The sequence below is a fragment of the Thermoplasmata archaeon genome (assembly GCA_038851035.1).
Classification (GTDB): Archaea; Thermoplasmatota; DTKX01; order VGTL01; family VGTL01; genus JAWCLH01.
Map to the genome: position 1 here is coordinate 1 of JAWCLH010000040.1, position 22,008 is coordinate 22,008.

The window sequence follows — 22,008 nt, forward strand, 5'->3', positions numbered from 1 at the left end:
ACCCGGGGAAAGGAGGATTTATCTCCGGAACCACCCGGAGGACAAAAGGTGATATATATGAGGACGAGAGGTACCTGGATTCCCCGAGAGCAACTACTTTCGGGATATTACAGTGGGCGATATAGGAGGATTTTTAAAAGAACCGGCCGGGGCTGTCTCAGGCGGATATCATCTGCCTTAATAGGTGAGGGAGAGGCTTGTGATGCACTGCGAGTGAAGACATGTTGTGGTTTTCGATGTAATGAATAAAATAAAAGATGTGAGGCGCGGGCCCCTTTGAAGGACCAGAGGGCCGGATATTCAAGATAGGGGGAATACCAATCTCGCAATACCAGCAGAGGTCCCTTTTCCGGGCCCGCGCCACGAGCCTTAGACAGGGTCATAGTAAAGTGATTCCAGCAAAGGCGGCCACCACGGCCGCACAGATGATGAGTTCGAGCGTCCAGAAGACCGCGACGAACTGCGGCTCCGTGACGCGCAGGGATTTCATGACGAGATGGGTCAGGGACTCAACGCGCCTCGGATATCTCAGGTATCCTTTCTCGTCCGGGAAGCCGTGGTTCCGGGCGCGGAAGTCGCCACGCAGTTTCAGGAAGAACTCTGCAATCATTGGTATGAAAATTATAACCGCGACTTCTTTTACCATTCCGTTAATCGCTCCCGCCGCCAGAGCCGCTCCCATGAAGAGCATCATCGTGTCGCCGGGGAAGACCCTCGCGGGGTAGTAATTGAAGTATATGAAGGCGAGCAGGGCCCCGAGAAGCGGGAGGAGGATGATGATTCCCTGCCAGCTCCCGCCAACTGCGCACATTATGATGATTGATATGCTCATTATTATCCCGAGCCCCGCGCCGAGGCCGTTGAAGCCCTCGAGCATATTTGCCGCGTTGGCGGCCGCGGTCATCATGAACGGCACTATCAGAAGCATCCAGTAGCCGAAGAAAACAGCCCCGGCCCACGGAAGATTGATCGGCTCGCCGACCATGTAGTAGCCCATCGGTATCGCGAAGAACGCCGGCAGGACGGCCTTGACGCGCTGGCGCAGGTCGAAGAGGTCGTCGAGGGCGCCGACGAGCGCCGCGCCCAGAATCGCAAACATTGATGCGAGGAGGAGCCGCGAGTCCGCGAGCTCCACGGGCTGGACGAATTTTGTCCAGCCGAGGGCGACGAAGAGGCCCGAGAAGAAGCCGATCAAAACCCCGACGCCGCCCATCTCCGCCACCTGCGGCCTCCCGGGCTTGTTCATGTCGGGGCCAGTGATTCCGTGGCGCGTCATCGTCCTGATGACGCCCGGCATTATGATGAGCGTCACCGCCAGCGAGGTGAGAAATCCGGCCAGCAACGCCTCAATCATCGCGGGTGCCCTCGGGTTTTTATGAGAATTTATTTATATAGTATTTAAATATGGCGAGAATTTTTATGGAATTTATTCACGGCATCCATCACGCGCCAGCTCAGAGCCCTCTCCGAATTCTCGCGAGGGCCTCCTTTAGGGGCGGGAGGTCGTTCTGGAGGACCCTCCAGACCATATCCAAGTCGATGCTTGAGTAGGAGTGAATCACAACATCCCTCAGCCCGGCGATGCGCCTCCACGGTATCTCCGGGTGGCGCTCGCGCAGCTCGCTCGGGACGCGGCCTCACCGATGATTTCCAGTCGCCTCAGGACGGCCTCCTGCACGGTGGGGTCCGCCATGAAACCGGCCCTGTCCATTCCGCGCAGATGGCGCTCTATCATCGCGATAGAGCCAAGCATATCCTCTAGATAAACGGCCGGATCCGGAATCAAGTCAGGACCACCTGCTCGGCGAGAATTCTGTCCCTGAGGAGTGGCTTTATGGTGCCGTACTCCACCAGGTCCACCGGGCGCCCGAGGGCGTCCTCGAGCTCCTGCTTGAGGCCGATGAAATCGAGGAGGCTGATGTCCTTTCCAACCTCTACCAGGATGTCTATGTCGCTGTCCTTCCTGTCCTCGCCCCTGACGAAGGAGCCGAAGAGGGCGGCCCTCCTGACCCCGTGCCTCTGCAGCACGGGCATTATCTTCCGCCTGATTTCATCGACTCTTTCGTCCAAATCTCTCGCTCCTGCCTCCTCCACGCTGGCACCACTCTCCGGCGGCCTTTCATTGACATTGGGTGTATATTAGCTTTGTTCATTTGACGGTGATGAGTAAGGACCAAGCTCCCACCCTTGTCGGGGGACAAAATCGCCCGGCCCAAATTCCCCCCGTCTCAGCCCGTGAAGGAATTCAAAGGTCAGTTCCCTTCCGACCGGCATTGCTGACCATTCAATAGTAACAGTGCTGCGATACCGGTTCCTTCGAGATCACCACCTCACCCGGTGAGTACCGGCGCGCCAGCTCCATGAGCCTTGCGACGTCACTATCGCAGGCAATTATCTCATCGTCCCTGAGCAGGACCCACTCGCCGGGCTCGGGTCTGGTCCTCTCTTTCATGTCGTCTATCTCCCATTAATTATCTATATCCTATAGTGAGTTTATATAAGAAACCTGCTAAAGCCGTATATTCTGGTTCTCAGAGCTCTGGCCAGCAGCGCTTCAATTATTTCTGATGCCTTCTGGGCTTCATGAGTAGTTGCTCATAAGCTATTTAAATATGCTGAGGCCCTTTCAATGCATCTGCGGAGGTTTGATCGCGCGCGGCCCATCAGGTCGGCCGACGCCGACCACCCCGGCCGAAAGCCCGCCTGACCCTATCTTTCTGGAGGAAAATAATGCCCGCGATAATGTCCCGCTCGTTTATTTCCTTTCAATCAATGATTCAAAATATTGGTGCTCAATATCATTCCATTCGATTTCTGCAAAAATTTTATCAACATCTATCTCCTGTGAAATATCGGTTATTCTAAATGCCCAGAAGAATTTTTTTGTTCCCGCATGAAAATTAATCGCATTTGACTGGAGTTTTTTTAAATCTTTTTCGCATTCTTTTTTAAAGCCTCTAAGACTTTTTGGACTTAAACCAGTTTTCCAATGCCTCATAAATTTTAATTCTATCGCATAATCGATTTTCACTTCATTGACATTAATATTACCATCAAAATCATTTATAATAGCTAAATCGAGCAGTCCTGCCCAATTTCGAGGTTTGTAAGATAATACAATAGGGAACTCACGATGAAGTCTTTTAATAAGCAGGGGCTCGACATCTAAAATGGAATGAAAAAGAAATCCTTGTAGATCCTCCTCTTTCCATACCACAAATGGCGAAATCCGAAAATATTCTACTAATCTTCGTTTTGCCTCATCTAATACTTCGTCGATTGTTTTCATGGAATATTTTCTAATTTTCTTAATAATTTATATGGCCCACATCATTTCTATTAGACCTATTAAGAGATTACCAGAAATTTATTTTGGAATTAACAAAGTATCGGCAGCCGAATCGAGCAGGGCCTCATAATGCATCGGCTGTATTTTATCATTATAAAGCTGATTTCGAAGTAAAAGATAGAGCTGCGATGTTGGTATTCACTGTTTTTTCAGTCCGGGAAATATGAATATAAAAGCAGCTGATCTTTTAGCACCCCATCCACGCCCTCACACCACCCCCTCCGCCTCCAGCGCGTCCGCGCACCTGCGCGCCGCGTTTCCGTCCCCGTAGGGGCTCGGGCTCCTCGGGACGCGGTGGCTGTTGGTCCACCAGACCAGCACCCGCCCCAGAACCCCCCTGACCTCCGTGCCCGCGAGGACGCAGTAGCCCGCGCGCACCGCCTCCGGCCTCTCCGTGGAGGTCCTGAGGACGAAGCACTTCTTCCTCATCGACGGCGCGGTGACCTCCTCCTGCACGCCGCCGCTGTCCGTGAGGACGAAGGCGGAGCGCTTCATCAGGGCGAGGAAGTCCATGTAGCCCACGGGGTCCGTGACGACGACGTCCTTCGAGCGCCTCAGGCTCCTCCCGAGCCCCGCGCGCCTCGCCATCTTCCTTGTCCGGGGGTGGAGGGGCAGGACCACGGGCAGGGGGCAGCGCTGGAATATCGTGATGAAGTTCGAGAGCGTCCGCGGGTCGTCGACGTTCTCGCTCCTGTGCACCGTCGCGAGAATGTACCTTCCGGGCTCGAGCCCGAGCCGCGAGGTGATGTCGCTCCTCCTGAGCGCCTCCGGCAGGCATTGCTCGATCGCGTCGATGACGGTGTTGCCGGTCACGTGTATCCTGCCGCGGACCCTCTCGCCGCGCAGGGTCCTCTCGTTCAGTTTCGTCGGCGCGAGCAGCACGGACGACAGATGGTCCGCGAGCCTCCTGTTCCTCTCCTCCGGCATCCTGTCGTCATAGGACCTGAGCCCCGCCTCGAGGTGGACCACGGGAATTCCCATCTGGGCAGCCGCGAGCGCGCCCGCGAGCACCGTGTTCGTGTCGCCCTCGACCAGAACCGCGCGCGGCCTGCAGCGCCCGAAGATTCTCTCGAGCCCCCAGAGCGCCCTCGCGGTCTGCCGGGTGGCGGAGCCCCCGCCGATGTCCAGGAACTCGAGCTCGCGGACGTAGCCCAGCTCCCTGAGGAAGACCTCCGACATCTCGCGCGAGTAGTGCTGCCCAGTGTGGACGAGTCTGAAGGGATGCCCTCGCCTCTCGAGCTCGTGAACGAGCGGCGCGAGCTTGACTATCTCGGGCCTGGTGCCGAGGACGATGGTCAGGCCCTCGCCCCTTCCCGCCGCGCCCGTTTCCCGCGCGCCGCGCGGCGGCCCGGGAGACCACTGCAGCTCCCCCGCGACCGCGGAATCAGCCCCCTCCGTCGCGCATCCTGTGCTCCCGGGGGACCTCGCCGATTCTTCGCGCAGGGACGCCCGCGACCATCTCGCCCTCGCCGACGTCCCTCGTCACCACGGCTCCGGCCGCCACGAGAGAGTCCCTCCCGACGACCACGCCGGGGAGTATCGTGGCGTTGGCCCCCACGCGAGCCCCCCGGCATATCCTGGGCCCCGCGAGCCTCGCCCCGCCCCTGCCCATGTACTTGTCGTTGGTCAGGCAGGCGCGCGGCCCCAGAAAGGCGTCGTCCTCGATGACCGTGTTCGTCGGGACGTAGACGCCCGTTTGAAGCGAGACCCTCTCGCCCACGGTGCACCCGTCCTCGACCACGACGCCGGTCCCGATCAGCGTTCCGGCGCCGACGCGTGTCCCCTCGCGCACGAGCCAGAAATGCCCCGTCACCACCCCGGCCCCAAGCTCCGCGCCGGAGTAGAGGACGCCGAAGTCTCGCAGGACGCAGCCGTCGCCGACCACCGCGCCCGCGAGCTGGTCGAGCCTGCCCTCGAGCAGGAGGGATCTCTCGGCCTTGCCCGGGTGCCCGATCACAACGCTCTCGGCGATATAGCAGCCCTTCCCTATCCTAGATTTTCCGTAGACTCTGGCCATTCAGCCCGCGCCTCCCAGCCCGCGCAGCCGCGCGCGCGGGGGCGGAATCACGCCCCCGCCATCCCCGCCAGCGATCCGCTCTGGCGCGCCCCCCGCTCCCGGCGATGCGTTCAGACGCTTCGGCTCCGGGGCGGCGCGCCTGCGGGTGAGATCGGGCGCTCTCATATCAGCGCTTCCAGCACCGCGCGCGGCAGCTTTCTGTTGAGCATCCTGAGGAGCCTGATGAATTCCCTCCTTCTGAGCTCGGCGCACCTGCACCTCCTCCCGTCGCAGTCTATTGCGTGCGGGTGGGCGAAGAGCTCCCTGCGCTCCAGATACCTCACGATCAGCCTTATCTGGGCCTTCGTGAACCTAGGTATGTCGGAGCCCCTCTTGTTCTCCCTCTCGATGTAGCGGTTCACCTTTGCGAGACAGTTCGTGAAGTAGCCAAGCATCCATTCCTCCCGGGTGGGGTGCGGGCCCGCCTACTCCTCCTCTTCAGAAGCTCTGCGGTACTTCAGCTCGTCAACGACCCCGAGAATCTCTCGTTTGAGCACCGGAAGGTCCTCCCTTATCGCTCTCCAGACCGCGCGCGGGTCCATCCTGAACTCAGCGCCCTCGAGCTCGGGGCCTAGAGACGCGAGTCTGGTCCACGGGACCTCCGGCCTGGCCGACGTGAACTCGTATGGAAGCGACCGGAGGCAGCGTGAGAGCCTGTGGAGCGCGCGCAGAATGGTGTCGAGCTCTCCGTGCCTTCTGAGCCACTCCGCCTCGTCGATTTCTCTCGTTGCCTCATCTATTCTCGACAGCTCACTCATAATCTCAAGGAGGGTCAACTCGAGCTCTCGCCTCATGGACCCCCGCTAACCCGGGCTCCTCCGCAGGAGGCGGGGGCCGGCACTTGAGAGGTGCGCCCTTCCCCGCCTCCCTCTGACGAAAGCGAGGCCCCAACGGAGATGGAGATTCATTTCTTCCTGCCCGTGGCGGCCGCGGCCGCCTCGCGGGCCCTCTTCTTCTTCAGCCACTCCCAGTACTGGACCCACGCCGGCTGCCTCTTGACCTCCTCCTCTTTCGGCGGGGGCTCGGGCGTGGCGGCCCTCTCGAGCACCCAGAAGGGCAGGTCTGGCCTGATCTTGTGAATCGCGACGAAGAAAATGTCCAACTGGGCCGAGCGAGTCATCTGGTATCTGTCTTCGAAGTCCTGCACCTTCTCGATCTCGGCGATGATCAGCCTCTGCTGGGCTTGAGTGAGCTTCCCGTGGGAGAGAGCAATGTTGTAGTTGATTCTGTGCAGGAGGTTCGTGAACCATCCGAGCAGCTTCGCCTTGTCGCTGGAGACGTTCTTCAGCGCCCCGCACTTTTTGCAGTAGGGGAAGCGCTGTATCGGGACCCTGGTGACCCTCCTGTCGAGTGGTGGAGAGAAAACCCTCTCGAAACTGTCGCAGTCCTCGTGCGCACAGCTCCCGGTCTTCCGGGGCGCCCGATTCTGAAGGCTTTGGTCCATCGAGAGGGCCACCTGCGCACGTCCCCCCTCGTTTATCACAGCCCACTCCAGTGGGGCTCAATATTAGGGGGGCGGCTCTCGTCCCGTATGAGCTTGTGTATATCCGAGACCTTATTTATAATTGTCGGGCGGGCTCCCGGCCCCGGGGCGGCAGGCACTCGACCCTCATCAGCCCGTACTTCCTCTCCGCCCTGAAGCGCACCCCGGAGAGCGCCTCGAGGACTCTCATCCCGGTCTCGAGGTGGCTGCTGACGCTCCTGACAGTGAAGGCGCCCCCGCCTCCGAGAGCCATGTAGGGGAGAATCTGGTCCGCGGCGTGGACGTCCACCGACGCCTGCGACCTGAGCTCGAGGACGAGCTCCCTGCCCGCGAGCGCGCCGACGTTCTCGGCCCTGAGTCCCCTCTCGCCCAGAGCGCAGGCGCCGAGCACGGAGTGCTCCGTTCTGGCCCACATCGTGATTCCCGCTCCCGGGTCCCCCCCCGCCACCACCTCCTCCTCGACCTTCACTGGCGCGGGGAGCGACTGAACCTCTTTGAGGGCGCTCTCGCGCATCCTTCGCGCGATGTCGGCTGGGAGACCGACCACGTGCGCCCTCCCCCCGAGCGCCTCGAGCCGCCCCGCGCCCTCGACCCTGAAGGCCGAGGGTTTGGCGGGCCTGATGAGAGCCCTCATCTCGCCACCGCCGCGCGGGTAGTGCCCCCTGCGCACGGTCTGTACCTCCGCCCCCACGCCCATCTTCGCCAAGAGGGGCGAGAGGACGTTGATAATGTAATCGGCGGAGGGGGACCTCCGGACGTCGGTGCCGCCGGTGACGCGCAGGGACACCTCGGAGGGCGCGAACGCCGCGGCGAGCATCGCGGACTGGAGCACCAGAGGTATGCTCCCCGCGGTCCCCACGTCGGCCCTGAAGTCTCCGCCCTTGAGAGGGCCGGGCCTGAAAGTCAGGGTCGACGAGCCCACAGAGTTTCCATCGACCCGCGCCCCGCACATCTCCGCCACCAGCGACACTGCCGCGACGTGCTGGGCCGCGAGGCCCGGGTTCTGCCTCCGGGCGCGGATGTTGACGACCCTGAGCTCGACCCCCGTGGCGGCGGCGGCCGCGACCGCGAGTCGGACGATCTGGCCCCCGCCCTCGCCCCTCGAGCCGTCTATCTCGATCATATAACCAGCTTGACGTCTACTCTGTTATGGCCATAAATGCTTTGCGACGCGGGCCTCAGCGCAGCGAGAGGGGGTCCAGAGCGCGCCCAAAGGGCTCGAGGCCGAAGAGCACCGAGAGCTCGAGAGTCAGGGCGCTCCGGGAAACGACCTCGAGCCTCCTGCGCATCACGAGCGAGGCCTGAATCGCCGCGCCGGCCTCGAGCCTCCATCGCTTGTCGTAGTCTGCGGAGGTTCCCGTCCCGGCCGCGATAGCCGCCGCGGCCCGGCCCGCCACGCTCCCGCATATCGCGGCCGTCGCGAGGCCCCAGCCATGAAAGGGGAGGTTTTGGCCCGCGGCGTCGCCCGCAAGCAGCACCCTGCCCGAGGCCGCACCGGGGACCGGCCCCGAGACCGGCAGGAAGCCCTCGGTCTCCGCCCTCGGTCTCTCGGCGACGCCGAGCGCGTACAGAAGAGCCTCGAGCCTCCTCCTGAGGCTTCGGCCGGGCCCGAGCTCTATGCCTATGTTCGCCCCGCCCGCGCGCGGCACCAGCCAGCCGTGCCCCCCGGGGAAATCCGGGCCATAGAAGAAGCGTGCCTCGCGCCCGAAGTCGCCCGCGGCGGTGAACTGGAGGCAAGGATGGAGGATAGGGGCCCCCGCCCCGAGCGAGCGCCGGACGGCGGACATCGGCCCGTCCGCGCCGACGATAGCGCGAGCCTCGAGCTCGCCCTCGTCCGTCTCGACGCCGCGGACCTCGCCGCCCGGGCCGCGGGCCAGCCCCCTGACCCTGCTGGAAGTCCTGAGCTCTGCTCCCGCCTCCTTCGCCAGCCGCGCGAGGTGCCTGTCGAACCGGGCCCTCCAGAGGGCGAAGCCGGTGAAGGCGAGCCTTCTGGACCTGCGCGATGGGGGGACGAGCGCGGCGCTCTCGATCACGAGTGAGATGCACTCGCCCGGCGGGTCTAGGAGCTCCTCGAGACACTTCGCCCTCGGAAATGCTGCCTTGAGGAATGGGAGAGAGGGCAGGAGTTCCGCACTGCGGACTGGGACGCCGATGTCGTCCCTGGCCTCGAGCAGCAGCGTTCGGGCGCCCGAGAGGGCCGCGCTCCTGGCGGCGCAGCAGCCCGCCGGGCCCGCGCCCACCACGATGACGTCGAAGTCGCTCATGGTCTCCGGCCCGAACCCCGCGCGCCCCGGTCGTTTCTCCTACCAGAGAGCTCCCGGAGGCGCCTCGAGTGCTGCTCGCAGAACGCGGCTCGGGTCACCTGCGCCTCCACGAGCTGCTCCTGCCAGTGGGCGTTGAAGAGCCTGCAGCCCTCGCGATCGCAGAAGGGCTCGCCTGTCATGAAATAGAAAACCGCCTGCGCCGCCAGCCCGCAGACCACCTGCGGCATTCGCGGGTCGTCGTGGTCGAGGAAGCGGCCGATGTATTTCCTCCGGGCATCCTCGTCGCTCAGGCCCGTCATGCGCGCGATATAGTAGCCCCGGGGTTTTGCCGGGCCCTCGACCGCGCCCGTTGTTGACACGATGGACGGGAAGCCGCAGAGCAAGCTGCGCGCGTGGTAGCGGCAGTCGGCACTGTCCCATGTCAAGGGGAGGAGCGAGGTCAGGACGATGTGAGCGCTCCGGGGCCGGTATACACGGGAGCCGAGCTCGCCGGCCAAAAGAGCCATCAGGCCTGTACCCGAGAGCGGGAGGGAGGTCCTGTCCTCGGGGGAGCCCTCGCCGCGGAGAATTCTCGTCATCGCCGCGAGCTCGCGAGGGCCGTAGTCCGCGCAGGTCCCGATTCTGCCCGGGTCTGGAATTCTGAGCCTCAGGAGTTTTCTCGCGAGCCTCCCGAGCTCGCTGTCGGGTATGAGGCGGCGGACAGAGCACGAGAGCGCGGGTCCGAAGGTGCTCCGGACGAAGTCCACGACCGGTCTTGCGTCAAGCCCGCAGCCGAGGTCGTAGAGGACAGCCCTCCATCTCTCCGCCGACATAGGCCCCGTCCGCATGGAAGAACGAGGGCTTAAAGGTTGAGGGTGGGAGGAGGAACTCTGGTCAGGCTCGCGTGCGGTCGGGGGCTGCCGGGGGCGAGCGGCTGACGATATATACTTTGCGCCCGGCGGGAAAAAAAGAAATAATGGACCGGGGATGATGATGCGGGGTGTGCGGGTCTGGAGAAGGGTTGGCCTCTCTTGTTTGCTCTCCTGCTTCTCGCGTCCGGCGGCGCGGGTGAGGCGGTCTCATGCTGGGATAAAAGGGACGGAGGTTGCGCCGCCGGCCCCCGGGACATGCTCGACGAGGGCGGCCTCTACTGGCGGGATGACGTGCAGCTCACGAACGACAGTGCCGAGGAGCAAGCCCCGGTCATTCTCGATTACAGTGGCCTCTGGTGCTTCGTGTGCTGGCACAGCGGAGGCGGGCACTATCTTAAAAAAATAGACAGACTGGGGGGGGAGGTCTTTTCCGGAAAGCTCATCGTCAGCGCCCCCCTGCCCACCCAGCACAACGGCCAGCCGCTCGAGAGGGCAGGGATCGACTCTGGGGGGAGCCTCCATTACGTCTGGAGGGGAGAAAACTGGTATCACCTCTACTACCAGAAATTCGATGGCGACGGCCGCGCGCTCTGCCCGCCCGTCAACCTCTCCGGCATTGACAACATGCCCCATGTGCTCACCGTTGCGGTTGGAAAGAACCGCACCGCCTACTTCGCCCACGAGGTCGAGGGCGGGGACAGCGTGAAGCTCGGGTGGGTGGACGCAAATTTCAACGTCCACAGTCGCTACATGGTGACATCCTCCGCCGAGGGCGTGGTGCTGGGCGCCGACGGCGAGGGGTCTCTGCACGTCATCACCCGCTCCTCCATCAGCAACGGATATCTATCTCACACGCGCCTGAGCCCGGAGGGCAGCCTCGAGGTCGCGGCGCACATTGTTGAGATCCCGGTCCCGGGGAACGCGTGGAAGGCCCCGATGCCACAGCTTGTAATCGGACGGGACAGGGCGATTCATCTGCTTCAGGCGAGCGCGCTCTCGGGGCAGAGGAACCTATACTACACAAAGCTCGACCGGTCGGGGGTGAAGCTTGTGAACGACATCACCATCTCCACGTCCGCCGCGGACTACGGCGACCTATGCACCGACCCCGCCGGAAACGTGTACATTGTCTGGGGCGACGCCGGGAACGGCGAGCTCTACTATGTTCGAATCGAGAGGAACAACGAGAACGAGACCCTGAGCCCGGTCAGGCTCACCTTCAGCGACGGCCCGGACACCGACCCGCGAATCTCCGCGGACGGAAACGGTGGCCTCCACATCGTCTGGAGGGCCCTCAGGGACGGCCGGTGGGACTTATATTACAAATACGCGGACCCCTCGGGTGTCAGACTATTTATGATTCCCGAGGAGCAGTGCGGGCTCAACTTGATACGACCCGGCGAGACTAAATGGGCCAACCTGACGGTTCTCAACACGGGCGCGTTCAACGACACCGCCCTCCTGAGCATCGCCCTCGAGAGCCACGGCAGGCAGGGCTGGGCCGTATCCCTATCGGAGGAGTCCGTGGAGCTCGGGCCCTTTGAAATGAAGCAGGTCGGAATGTCGCTCGCGGCCCCCCGGAGCGGGAGGCCCGGGGACTTCGTTGACATCAGCGTGGCGTGCCGCTCGGTCAGCGCCCCCCTCAGGGTGAGCACCGTCTCCCTGCGGAGCTGGTACATCACGAGCGAGGGCATCTGCCTGAACGCGTCGGGGGAGCCCCTCCTCGCGGAGCCGGGGGGGAGCGCCCTGCACGCAGTCATCGTGCATAACACGGGCAGCGGAGTCGAGGACATTGAGCTCCGGGCGGAGGGCCCGCCCGAGTGGGGCGTCTCGCTGGACAGGGGCTCCATCGAGGGTCTCGGGGCCGGAGAGCTCGCGGAGGTCTTTCTGACCGTCGCCCCGCCCCCTTGGGCCGAGGCGGGCTCGATGGCCATCTGCACAGTCACGGGCTGGCTCAGGAGCAACCCGGAAATCAGGGACGCGGTCTCCCTGAGGACCGTGGTGAGCAGGGCAATAGAACTCGAGCTCGAGGCCTCGCCCCCGAGCGCCGCCGTCGCGCCGGGCGGTGAAGCGTTCTTTGCGCTGACGATATCGCACATCGGGAACAGCCCGGAGCAGGTCGAGTTCGGGCTCGGGGCGGAGCCCGCCGTGGAGGGCTGGAGCGCCACCGTGGAGCCGCCGGCGCTCGGGATGAGGGGCGGGGAGTGGAGGGACGCGGTCCTCACGGTCTCCGCGCCCGCGGACGCGATCGCCGGCGCCGGGTGTGCCGTGAGGGTGGTCTGCCGGGAGCGCGGCGGAGTTGCGTTTGCCGAGTGCACCGTCAGGGCGGTCGTGGCGCAGGAGAGGGCGCTTTCGGTCTCGGTGGCGCCGCCGGATGCCCCGCTCGCCCCGGGCGGCATGACGACGTATGTCGTGAGCGTTCTGAACCGGGGCAATGGTGACGACGCGGTGCGGCTCGGGAAATTCACCGCGCCGGAGGGCTGGGGCCTGAGAGTCGAGACGCTGGACAATGCGCCTCTGGGGGAGGGCTCGGTGCTGGCCGTCGCGAGGGGCGGCTCGGTCCACTTCTACATAACCGTTCAGGCATGCGAGGGGGCGCTGGCCGGGACTTACGGGCTCACGGGCGAGCTCTTCGACGGCGGCGGGGGGCGGTATGAGCTGAGCGCTGTCGCAGATGTGAGCGTCGTCCGGGGCATCGGGCTCGAGGTTCTCAACGGGACCGCGGCTTGCGAGCCGGGCGGGCCGGCGGTCTTCGAGGTCTGGCTCCTGAACAGGGGCAATGCGCGTGAGAGGGTGGTTCTGGAGATGACGGGCCTTCCGGAGGGCTGGGAGGGCGCCTTTTTCAGGGGTGCGCCGGGCGGGGAGGTGGCGGCCGTGGAGGTTCCGCCGCAGGGCCGGGTGGCGCTGAGGGCGGTGGTCTTCGTGCCGCAGGGAGCGCGCGAGAGCGCTGCGGATGCGACAATCTGCGCGAGGTTCGCGCCGGACGGCGCGGAGGTCGCGCTGGTCAGGGTCAATGTGCTGCGGCCGGAGCTGAGAATCGCCGGGGTGGCTCCTATCGGGAAGGCCGAGGTTGGGAGGCCGGTGAGGGTTGAGGTCGTGGTGGAGAATGGGGGCGGTGCGGAGGCGCGGGCGGTCCAGCTCGCTTACAGAAAGAACGGGGCGCTGAGGCTTGTGGAGGAGCTGGGGGACATTCCCGCCGGTGCGAACCGGACTGTTGCGTTCATCTGGGTTCCCGTCGAGGGCAGGAACGAGCTGGGCTTCACCGCGGACCCGTGGAACAGAATCAATGAGCTCAACGAGAGCGACAACAGCGCAATTCTGGTCAGGAGCTTCAGGGTCGAGAGGGTCTGGCTCGAGCGCTACAACTGGGCGCTGGCGGCGGTGGCGGCGCTGGTGGTGGCGGAGGTGACGCTGCTGGCGGCGCTGAGAGCGAGGGCTAGCCCGCGGGAGCGCGCCGGGGCCGAGGCGCGCGGGGAGACGGGAAAAGCGAAGGATGGGAAGAGGAGAGCTGGGTCTAGAGATGAGAGAAGCGGCGCGGCGGTGAGAAGAGCGGGAGCGGGTGGTGAAGGGAAGCCTGACATAAGGGGAGGGGGGGAGGGGAGCCGTATGGGACGGCGTGGTAGCGGGCGGAGCTGAGATGAGCGGGAGGGCCCGGCCTCAGCCACGCCGGCTGGCGCGGGGCGCGCGCCACCAGGCCGCGAGGCCGCGCCTCCTGAGCTCCCGGTATCCCAGGCCGGCGCCGAGGAGCGCCAGCACCAGCCCCGCGAGCCAGAGGGGGAAGCCGGGCGTGGGCGCGGGTGGCCTTGCCGGCGGTTTCGGCGGGGCGACCAGGGCTAGGTCATAGTACGGCCTCTCGATGTATATCTCGCCCCCTCCATGACCGGCGGAGGGCGGTCCGAAGTCCCATTGGACCACGCGCGGGTTGTAGTCGCGGTGGTCGAGCGTGAGGTTCACGGGCGGGGCGAAGACCAGCGTGGCGGTTATGGAATATTCGACCATGACCTCCCAGTACTGGTTCTCCGACGACCCTGGCGGGAACCGGGGCCTGTACCTTAGCGCAAAGCCCTGCCCGACCACATCCACGCCGATGTAGAAGTCCCCGCCCTGGATTTGAATCTCCTCGCGTCTGGTCCCCGTCACGGTGGGCGCGGTGGAGCCCGTATAGTCGGGCGAGCCGTCGCCGTCGGTGTCGACGCGGATTCCGAGCGTGCCCGCGTAGCGCTCCTTCAGGTTGACCGCGACGTATTGCATCTCGAGCACGAGCGAGCTCGCCCCCTGGGGGATGAAGAGGGAGCGGACCTGGCTCGTGTAGGTCACGGAGCCGTTGGAGCCGTCGAAGCGCGCCCACTCGCCCCTCCACGAGGCCTGCAGAGTGTCGGTCGGTCGCCACACGGTCCTGTTGACGAACATCCCCGTGAAAGCGTGGTAGGCGTCGAGCACGGTCGCCCCCGGCTCCTGCCTCCTTAGCTGCTCGAGCGCGAGCGCGAGCCCGACTGCCCTGTGCAGATTTATGAGCCCGTAGCCCTGCGCGAAGTCGTGCCTCCTTCCCTCCAGCGAGGCTGACCCGTTCTCGGGAACGCCGTTGTCGTCCGAGGGCGCGATGTAGTGGGCGGTGAGCTTCAGAATCACCTCTGACTCGTGCATCCGGGTCTGCGGGTCGCTCCAGTAGGATGCATTGTCATACTGCCCCCCGCCCTGAAAGTCGTCATGCAGCTCGGAGACGCGCATCGAGGGGCAGGCCTGCCAGAGCAGCGCCACCGCGCCGGAGACGTGCGGCGTCGCCATCGACGTCCCTGATATTGCCATGTAGTACATGTCCCCGTCCTGCGTCCTCATCGCCGTGATGAGGGTCCTGCGGGCCTGAGCCGACCAGATTCCCACGCCCGGGGCCGCTAGGTCCGGCCAGGTGAAGTTGTCGGAGGCGAGCCCCCTGGAGCTGAAGTCGGCGATGCCTCCCCCCTCCCTCTCCGTCGCGGCGACGCTGATGACGGAGGGCGTCAGGGAGTATGGGTTGGTGGTCCTTGTGGAGCCGTCATGGTCGTTCTCGCCCTCGTTACCGGCCGCAAAGACCACGACCACGTTGTTCTCGTATGTGATTTTCTGCGAGAGCTGCACGATCGCGTCTTCGGGGTCGTACTCGCTGGTGGTGCCCCAGCTGTTGCTGACCACCCTGATGTTGTGCGGGTTGGCCCCGGGCCTAGAGTGCTCGTAGACCCACTCGAGCGCCCCGAGGGCGTTGAATATCGAGACGGCCTCGCCCGTGCTCAGGCCGATGAGGCGGGCGCCCGGCGCGACGCCCGAGCGGGCCCCTCCCGAGGCCTCGCCCGTGCCCGCAACAGTCCCGGCGCAGTGGGTCCCGTGGCCGGAGGAGGTGTCGCTGTTCTCCATCTCGGTCCAGGTCAGGTCGCCGTCGGACTTCAGGTTCATTATGGTCTTGGTGCCGTAGTCGAGGTCCGGGTGGCCCGCATCCACGCCGCTGTCGAGCACGACCACTGTCACGCCCGTGCCGTCTATGCCGGGGTGCTCCGAGCCGTCGGCGGAGAGGACGCGGGTGTCCCAGGCCATGGTTGCGTTGATGGTCTTGAGTGAGACGTCCATGAAGTACTGAAGGGGCTCGTTGAGCTCGGCCCAGACGAGCCGGGGGCAGAGGCTCAGGCGCGCCACGGCCTCGGGGGGACCTAAGGCGCGGAGCGCAGGAAGGGCCTTGAACACATGCCGGACCTCCAGACCGCAGGTGCGGGCCTCCTGAACATCGGAGGGGAGGAGGGGCTCCCTGAACCGGGCGATGACGTCCAGCTCCTCGGCCCCCGAGCCGAGCGCCGCGAGCAGGACAGGGTCCAGCCGCCCGGGGTCAGGAGCCGGAGCCGCCCAGTTTGCGAGCGGGGCAAAGGCGCCGCTGAGCGAGAGCACGGTCAGGAGGAGGGCCGTCAGGTTCCGCATCCGAATAGATAAAGGCTCCGGGTGGTAAATAGTCATTGGTATACCTTTCCGGGGCGATGGGTCCGGGGGCGGCCTCCGTCTCGGCGAGGGGCCGCGCGGGAACCAAATTCTTGCGGCCGGCCCGGGAGAACGGAGGCCCGGGCGGTTCTGGAAGGCTCCCGGGGATTCCTGGGGCGCCCCCACCCCAAAACTTAAATGTGGATTTGAACCATTTTACAATTAATAATTTATATAACAGCATAATATAGTTGATACAAACGAATAGGAGGCGGATTAGCGTGCGCAGAGCGGTGGCGTTGCTGCTGATAGCGGGTTTCTTGACCGTTGGACTGGCCGGAGCGACGGCGCAGCTCCCGGAGTCACGGAGCACTCCGGAGGGACCAGCTGGGGGTAGGCCGATGGCGACCGCCGACGGTCTCTACTGGAAGGACGACTTCAGGCTGACCAACAACCCGGCCGACGACGGATACCCCACGCTTGTTACCGACAGCTTCGGCTTCTCGCACGTTATGTGGTACCGCTCGGGCGGGCACTACTACAAGAAAATCGACAGATACGGGAACGAGCTCTTCACCGAGAAGCTAGTGGTGCAGGCGCCGATGCCGACCCAGCACTGCGGCCAGCCGACGGAGAGAATCGGCATCGACGGTCAGGAGTGCTTCCACGTCGTCTGGACGACCAACTCGCTCTACGGGCCGATGTACCAGAAGTTCGCCTCCAACGGGAACCCGCTCTGCTCGCCGATAAACCTGGCCCCGATGGCCTCGATGCCGCACGTCGTCGGCCTCGCGGTCGGGAAGAACAACAGGGCCTATCTGGGCTACGAGAACGAGGGCTCGGAGAGAATCGAGATGGCCTATGTGGACGCCAACTTCAACCTGCACACCGGCTACCTCTCGACCACCTCGGGCGAGGGTGTGACGATTGGAGTTGACAAGAAGGACAAGCCCCACATATTCTCGAAGAGCTGGTCCTCGACGGGGCTATTCCACACCAGGTTCAGTGCGGAGGCGGTGCTCGAGGTCTCTCCCCACAGGGTCGAGTCGCCCGTGGCGGGCAGCGGCTGGAACTCGCCCCTGCCCAAGCTAGCGTTCGGCTGGGACGGCGCAATCCATATGGTCCAGGCCTCCTCGACCGCGGCGGTCAAGACCCTCTACTACACCAAGCTCGACAACGACGGCAACAAACTCACCAATGACATCGTTCTTAGCACGACCTCCTTCGACTATGGAGATGTCTGTGTGGACAGCAAGCTAAACGTCTACGTCATCTGGGGCGATTCTTCAGACCAGGAGCTCTATTATGTTCAAATAAAGCCCAACCGCGAGAATGACACCCTGACGCCGGTCAAGCTCACCCAGTCGCCCGGGGACGACCGAGACCCGGAAATCGCCGTTGACCCCGAGGATAGCCTGCACGTAGCGTGGGTCTCGAACCGCGACGGCAACAGGGAGATCTACTACAAGTTCGCCTTTAGCTACGGCGTCGAGCTCACGATGAAGCCAGAGGAGATGGCGAAGATAATGTACGTCCATCCCAACGAGACCAAGAGCGCCAACATCACTGTCAGGAACATGGGCGGCCAGAACGACACGATGTTCCTGGGCATCAGCGCCCAGTTCTACGACAAGGTGGGCGGCATAGGCAAGGACTACAAGGGCGATGGCTGGAAGGTCTATTTGGACGAGCGCTACAAGGAGATGGAGATGGAGGCGCAGGAGGTCAGGAATATACAGGTCTTCGTCCGCGGGCCGGCGAGGGGAGTTGCCAACGAATATATAATGGTCACGGTAAACGCTACATCAATGATGAACCCAATGAAGAACGACACCGTTTCGTTCAGGGTCTATCTAGTCGTGGACCACAGAATTCTAATGAAGTGCCCCAACCCAACCCAGACCACAGCCGCGGGCGTGCCTACGCACTATATGATTCAGGTGGCCAACATAGGCGACGTTGAGGAGAGGGTGAACCTGACTACAGCGGGGCCGCCGATGTGGGAGTACGAGCTGGACTATACCGAAGTCAGGCTGAGGCCCTCAGAGAACACGATGGTCACGCTGACCGTGACGCCCCCGCCCGATGCGGTCTCGGACGAGGTTGGAATAGTCACGGTCACGGGCCGGAGCGTGGCAGAGCCCAGCGTCAAGGACACCATCGCGACGCACACCATCGTTACTCCCTTCATGTATATAGTAATCACACCGGACAAGAGCGAGGATTTCGTGGACCCCGGCAACTCGACTACATACACCCTCTCGGTCTCGAACTATGGCAACGTCGCCGGCACAGTGATAATAATCCTCGAGATTGTCTCGGGCGCGGGTGACTGGATCGCCTCGCTCGACACCAACGCCGTAGGCGTGGCGGGCGGGGAGACCAAGCAGGTCGTGCTGACCATAGTGGCGCCACCCGACGCCGTCGCGGGCTCACGGCTTGTTGTCAGGGTCAACGGCTTCAACCCAGAGAAGACCGTCTCCGCGGACTGTGTCACGACCACGATTGTCAAGCAGGTTCACAACATCAGGGTCGCGAGCGCGCCCGAGATGGTGGCGATTTATCCCGGAGAAAAAACGACCTATCAGGTCACAATATCCAACCTCGGGAATGGTGCGGAGGAGGTGCGCCTCGGGGCCTCGGAGCTGCCAGTGGGTTGGTCCCTGACCTACGAGAGGAGCGACGGCACACTCATCAGCGCGGTCGAGGGCCTCTACCTCGAGCCCGGGAGCGGGCTGACCTTCAACGCAATATTGACCACTGCCGTGGGCTCGCTTGCGGGGGTCTATGAGCTCAGGGGCAGAATTCTGGACAAGGACGGCAACACCTATCCGATAATATTCGGCCTGACCATCAACCAGGTCTTCGACATCGACATCACGACAACGCTCTCCAAACAGACCGGTGTGCCGGGAAAGAAGGTGATTTACACAATTATCGGGAAGAACAAGGGCAACGGCTTCGACACACTGACCTTCGAGACCACCGGTCTCCCGAGGGACTGGCCCCAGCCCGAGTTCAGGGACGTCAATTATGAGAAGAACAACCGGATGCCCCTGAATGCCACGATGATGGAGAAGATAACGCTCGAACTTCTAATCCCTCCGGGCACTAACGGCTCCACCGTCGAGTTCTTCGTCACCGCCTACTCCGAGGGAGGGGTGTCGGACTCGCTGAAGCTCGTCGTCGACATCAGGATGGCCAATCTGGTGATTTCAAACATCGTCTACTTCCCAAGGAGCCCGAAGGCCAACAAGGTCGTGACGGTCGAGGTCACAGTCCTGAACGTCGGGGAGGTCAATGTGGAGAACGTGGTCGTCAGGTTTTACGAGGACAAGACGATTCTGGGAAACGAGAGGCTGGACAGGGTGGCGGGCGGCCAGAACTACACCGTGACATTCACATGGCTGGCGCGCGCGGGGCCGCACAACCTGCGCTTCGTCGTCGACCCGGACGACCTGGTCGTGGAGAGCAACGAGGCCGACAACATTGCCAAAGAGAAGCTGACGGTCGGGGGTGCGGGCTGGATGGAGATGCCGGGCTTCGAGGCCGTGCTAGGCCTCCTCGCGCTCTGCGTTGTGGCCTCCCTAGCCCTTCTGCGCAGGAGGAAGTGAGGCTCCTAGGCGTGGAAGCAAGCCGCGCGCACCTCAGTCTCCGTCAGGAATGCCCCCTCGCCAGCGCCCCATCCCACATCCCGGCCCAGATTGTTGTTGAGGTGGGGCACGCCCAACCCCCAATTGCTGTCGAGCTCAGGGACCGGCGTGCATCATTGGCCACTCGGTTGCGAACCACTCCTCTTTGGCCATGAGCTCCCTCTCGCTCTCGAGGAGACTGTGGTGGCCCAGCTCCATCTGCGCGAGGTATGTCAGGGCGCGGGCCTGCGCGCTGTCGGGCTCGAAGCGCTTCGCGAGCGATGCGTAAAAGTCCGAGGTCGCCCTCTCCGCCTCCATCGCGGCCTCGATGAGGGCGCTGATGGGCTCGGTCGCCCGCGGAACCCGGAGCGCCGGCATCGGCACAATCGAGGTCTCCGGCACGGGAATCCTGCCCCTCCCGAATTCTTGTCTGTAGAGGCGCGTCAGGTGCCTCCGGTGCTTCTCCTCCTCTGAGGCGAGGAAGAGGAGCCTTCCCTTCAGGTAGGCGTTCTTTACACGCGCGGCGAGGGCCCTGTAGAACTCCCTCGCCTCCATCTCGCTCCTAATCGCCGATAGGAATATCTCCCTCGTGCCGTATTTCTCGAGGTCCATTTGCATCACCACCATTTCCGCTTCCTCTGCTCGAACCCTCGGCCCTGCCCCCTCCTCACCGTTTATTTCCGCTACCGCTCCGTCCGTCCGGGCCTCTCGTGCGACCGGCCGGGCTGGGAAGCAGGGGCCTCAGGCGGTCTCCTTAAGCCGGGCGCCGAGCCTCCGGCCCGCCTCGCGCGCCGAGGCCAGCTCCTCCGGGCCCGGGACCCATCTTACATTTATCGCGGGCTCCGGAAGCTCCCAGCCTAGGGCCTTCATAACGGTCTCGACTTCCCCGGCCCCCTGTCCACCCCAGCCGCAGGAGCCGAAGGCCATCCCAAGCCTGCCAGCGGGCCTCAGGCCCCTCATGTAGCTCAGGAAGGCCGCAACTGTCGGCATCGGGCCACTGTTCAGAGTGGGCGAGCCGACGAGCACGAGACGCGACTCAAGGACGTCGGTCATCACGTCGGAGATGTGGCACGACCTCAGGCAGCGGAGCGCGACCGGAGCGCCGGATTCCTCAAGGCCTTTCTGCAGAGCGCGGGCGATTTTTTCCGTCGAGCCCCACATCGTGTCGTAGACGATGACGGCCCTTGCGTCGGTCCTCTGAGAGCTCCACTTTTCATACTCGGCCAGAATCTCCCTGAGCCTGCTCCTCCATATCACGCCGTGGCTCGGGCCGATCATGTCGATTTTCAGCCCGCGCAGCGCGCCGAGCACATTCCTGACTTGCTCTGAGTAGGGCAGGACGATGTTGGCGTAGTACTTCGCCGCCTCCTCCCTCAGAATTCCCCACTCGATGCAGTTGTCGAAGCGCGCGGCCGAGGCGATGTGCTGGCCGAAGGCGTCGTTGGGAAGTAGGAGCGCCTCCTCCGGTATGTAGGTGGCCATCGAGTCGGGCCAGTGGACCATGGGCATCTGGTGGAAAACGAGGCTCCTGCGGCCGATTCTTATGGACTCGCCCGTCCTGACCGCCTTGAACCTCCGGAGCTCCTTGAAATGGCGCGCCAGCCCCCTCTCGCCCTGCGGGGAGCAGACGAGCTCCGCGCGGGGGGCTAGCGCCAGAACCTCGGGCAGGGAGCCCGAGTGGTCCATCTCGACGTGGTTCGCGACGACGATGTCTATTTTCGACGGGTCGGTCAGCTCGCGAATTTTCTCCAGCATCTCGTCGAAAAAGGGCCTCTTCACGGTGTCGACGAGGACTGTCTTCTCGTCCATTATGAGGTAGGCGTTGTAGGTCGTGCCGCGGTTTGTCGAGTAGCCGTGGAAGTTGCGCAGGTCCCAGTCGACCGCCCCGACCCAGTATATCCCGCTCTTCAGCTCCACCGCAGTCATCCCGAATTCCTCCGTGTCTCATTTTCGACGCTCAGCACGACTCCCGGGGCGCGAGCCGTCCCTCCGCCGCGCCCCCAGCGCGCCGAAATCCGGCACGGCCCCGTTTTCTCTCCCTCCCCCTGCCATGGGCTCATGCCGCGCCGGGCCTCCCGCGCGCGTCAGGCCGGCTCGAACGAGTCCTTGTCAGCCCCGCAGACCGGGCAGCGCCAATCGGCCGGGAGCTGCTCGAACTGTGTGCCGGGAGCGACGCCGCTGTCCGGGTCGCCCTTCGCCGGGTCGTATACGTAGCCGCAGACGGTGCACCTGTACCTTCCCTCGCCCACCTTCAGACCTCCGGGGGGAGAATTTGCCCGTGATATAATAATTCATTGGTGGTGGATGGGGGCGGTGCAGAATAGTAAGTGAACCTAATGCAACCGAAGAATTCTTATAGGAGCTCTTACCCACCGAAAGATTCGAATCCTAGAACCTCCATTTCCTATGCAGATGCGAAGACCCGACCCAAAACCC

At 63.5% G+C, this 22,008-nt stretch carries 19 protein-coding genes and 1 pseudogene; 2 read left to right on the plus strand and 18 right to left on the minus strand.

Annotation, left to right across the window (positions count from 1 at the left end):
* Positions 1 to 379: 379 nt before the first annotated feature.
* The 14 genes and pseudogenes from QW379_09885 to QW379_09950 all read right to left on the minus strand — a co-directional run bounded on the left by QW379_09885 (position 380) and on the right by QW379_09950 (position 9,964).
* Positions 380 to 1,354 (minus strand): hypothetical protein, encoded by a 975-nt coding sequence (locus QW379_09885; protein MEM2870705.1) that lies wholly within the window; start codon positions 1,352 to 1,354, stop codon positions 380 to 382.
* A 100-nt stretch (positions 1,355 to 1,454) separates the two neighbouring features.
* A pseudogene (locus tag QW379_09890) lies at positions 1,455 to 1,753 on the minus strand (HepT-like ribonuclease domain-containing protein).
* A gap of 29 nt (positions 1,754 to 1,782) precedes the next feature.
* Entirely contained in the window at positions 1,783 to 2,094 is a 312-nt protein-coding gene (locus QW379_09895) for a nucleotidyltransferase family protein (protein ID MEM2870706.1), read from the minus strand.
* 190 nt (positions 2,095 to 2,284) lie between these two features.
* Positions 2,285 to 2,452 (minus strand): hypothetical protein, encoded by a 168-nt coding sequence (locus QW379_09900; GenBank protein MEM2870707.1) that lies wholly within the window; start codon positions 2,450 to 2,452, stop codon positions 2,285 to 2,287.
* A 303-nt stretch (positions 2,453 to 2,755) separates the two neighbouring features.
* Positions 2,756 to 3,289 carry a hypothetical protein gene (locus QW379_09905; GenBank protein MEM2870708.1) on the minus strand — a complete coding sequence of 178 codons (534 nt, stop codon included), beginning with the start codon at positions 3,287 to 3,289 and terminating at the stop codon, positions 2,756 to 2,758.
* Positions 3,290 to 3,556: 267 nt separating this feature from the next.
* The gene (wecB, locus tag QW379_09910; protein MEM2870709.1) at positions 3,557 to 4,792 is read right to left on the minus strand and encodes a UDP-N-acetylglucosamine 2-epimerase (non-hydrolyzing); all 1,236 of its coding nucleotides are present in this window, start codon (positions 4,790 to 4,792) and stop codon (positions 3,557 to 3,559) included.
* Entirely contained in the window at positions 4,734 to 5,366 is a 633-nt protein-coding gene (locus tag QW379_09915) for a DapH/DapD/GlmU-related protein (protein ID MEM2870710.1), read from the minus strand. Before QW379_09915 ends, wecB begins: the two co-directional genes overlap by 59 nt.
* Positions 5,367 to 5,531, minus strand: coding sequence for a hypothetical protein (locus tag QW379_09920; GenBank protein MEM2870711.1), 165 nt, complete (start codon positions 5,529 to 5,531; stop codon positions 5,367 to 5,369). It abuts the gene before it with no gap.
* Entirely contained in the window at positions 5,528 to 5,800 is a 273-nt protein-coding gene (locus QW379_09925; GenBank protein ID MEM2870712.1) for a hypothetical protein, read from the minus strand. Before QW379_09925 ends, QW379_09920 begins: the two co-directional genes overlap by 4 nt.
* A gap of 30 nt (positions 5,801 to 5,830) precedes the next feature.
* Positions 5,831 to 6,199 carry a HepT-like ribonuclease domain-containing protein gene (locus tag QW379_09930; GenBank protein ID MEM2870713.1) on the minus strand — a complete coding sequence of 123 codons (369 nt, stop codon included), beginning with the start codon at positions 6,197 to 6,199 and terminating at the stop codon, positions 5,831 to 5,833.
* Between the two features lie 110 nt (positions 6,200 to 6,309).
* Positions 6,310 to 6,888, minus strand: a complete 579-nt coding sequence (locus QW379_09935) for a hypothetical protein (protein MEM2870714.1) — start codon at positions 6,886 to 6,888, stop codon at positions 6,310 to 6,312.
* A gap of 76 nt (positions 6,889 to 6,964) precedes the next feature.
* A complete protein-coding gene (gene rtcA, locus QW379_09940) occupies positions 6,965 to 8,011 on the minus strand; it encodes an RNA 3'-terminal phosphate cyclase (protein ID MEM2870715.1) in 1,047 nt (348 codons plus the stop codon).
* Positions 8,012 to 8,066: 55 nt separating this feature from the next.
* Positions 8,067 to 9,152, minus strand: coding sequence for an NAD(P)/FAD-dependent oxidoreductase (locus tag QW379_09945; GenBank protein ID MEM2870716.1), 1,086 nt, complete (start codon positions 9,150 to 9,152; stop codon positions 8,067 to 8,069).
* A complete protein-coding gene (locus QW379_09950; protein ID MEM2870717.1) occupies positions 9,149 to 9,964 on the minus strand; it encodes a hypothetical protein in 816 nt (271 codons plus the stop codon). The genes QW379_09945 and QW379_09950 overlap by 4 nt, the downstream gene beginning before the upstream one ends.
* Before the next feature lie 198 nt (positions 9,965 to 10,162).
* Here QW379_09950 and QW379_09955 point away from each other — a divergent pair, with 198 nt between their 5' ends.
* Positions 10,163 to 13,639 carry an NEW3 domain-containing protein gene (locus tag QW379_09955; protein ID MEM2870718.1) on the plus strand — a complete coding sequence of 1,159 codons (3,477 nt, stop codon included), beginning with the start codon at positions 10,163 to 10,165 and terminating at the stop codon, positions 13,637 to 13,639.
* A gap of 21 nt (positions 13,640 to 13,660) precedes the next feature.
* Here QW379_09955 and QW379_09960 read toward each other — a convergent pair whose 3' ends face one another.
* Complete coding sequence (locus QW379_09960) at positions 13,661 to 15,943, minus strand: S8 family serine peptidase (GenBank protein ID MEM2870719.1); 2,283 nt, start codon at positions 15,941 to 15,943, stop codon at positions 13,661 to 13,663.
* A 248-nt stretch (positions 15,944 to 16,191) separates the two neighbouring features.
* Here QW379_09960 and QW379_09965 point away from each other — a divergent pair, with 248 nt between their 5' ends.
* Positions 16,192 to 19,554: a CARDB domain-containing protein gene (locus QW379_09965; GenBank protein MEM2870720.1), complete on the plus strand. Its 3,363-nt coding sequence runs from the start codon at positions 16,192 to 16,194 to the stop codon at positions 19,552 to 19,554.
* A gap of 135 nt (positions 19,555 to 19,689) precedes the next feature.
* On the opposite strand, the gene QW379_09970 is transcribed toward QW379_09965, so the two are convergent.
* From QW379_09970 to QW379_09980, 3 genes are all read right to left on the minus strand, one after another.
* Positions 19,690 to 20,199, minus strand: coding sequence for a ferritin family protein (locus tag QW379_09970; GenBank protein ID MEM2870721.1), 510 nt, complete (start codon positions 20,197 to 20,199; stop codon positions 19,690 to 19,692).
* 114 nt (positions 20,200 to 20,313) lie between these two features.
* Complete coding sequence (locus QW379_09975; protein MEM2870722.1) at positions 20,314 to 21,498, minus strand: FprA family A-type flavoprotein; 1,185 nt, start codon at positions 21,496 to 21,498, stop codon at positions 20,314 to 20,316.
* Between the two features lie 158 nt (positions 21,499 to 21,656).
* The gene (locus tag QW379_09980; GenBank protein MEM2870723.1) at positions 21,657 to 21,821 is read right to left on the minus strand and encodes a rubredoxin; all 165 of its coding nucleotides are present in this window, start codon (positions 21,819 to 21,821) and stop codon (positions 21,657 to 21,659) included.
* Between the last annotated feature and the right edge of the window lie 187 nt (positions 21,822 to 22,008).